General features: G+C 44.4%; 1 pseudogene. It reads left to right on the top strand.

Annotated elements, in window-relative coordinates:
- Window positions 1-49 precede the first annotated feature (49 nt).
- Window positions 50-473, top strand: a pseudogene (locus tag ACTG7Q_RS10865) (hypothetical protein); the annotation flags it as partial.

The raw sequence follows: 473 nt of genomic DNA, 5'->3' as shown, positions 1-473 counted from the left end.
AACTTTACCAAATGTAAGTGATTCACCAACAGTGGTTTCAGCACCAACTGTGGCTGATACAACCAAAGCTGCAACATTGGGCGATGTCTTAAATATCGGTTGGAACTTACAAAACAATGGCGTTGCGAAAGACTTTGTTAAAGGCTACGATACGGTCAACTTTGTAAACGGTACCGGCACTGAGGCAGTTGTTGAAATGGAGGGCGACACTGTTGCTAAAGTGAAATATAACGTTAAAACTGACGGCACAACTGTTAAAGTTGATGATGATGGCAACGTCACTGCCGTAACTGGCGACTTAACCAACACTGACGGTAAAGTAGCAGAGCCAACAGATGGCGATGCGTTAGTCAATGCCTCAACCGTTGCCAATGCCATCAACAACAGTGGTTTCAAATTAACCACTGCGAAAACTGGCACAGGTACAGTAGACGGCACAACTGAAGAGTTAGTAAACCCAAGCGAAACTGTAA

Source organism: Lonepinella sp. BR2474, assembly GCF_051851555.1.
GTDB lineage: Bacteria > Pseudomonadota > Gammaproteobacteria > Enterobacterales > Pasteurellaceae > Lonepinella.
The sequence above is the reverse complement of the archived record's forward strand: the minus strand, read 5'-3'. Positions and strand labels throughout refer to the sequence as shown.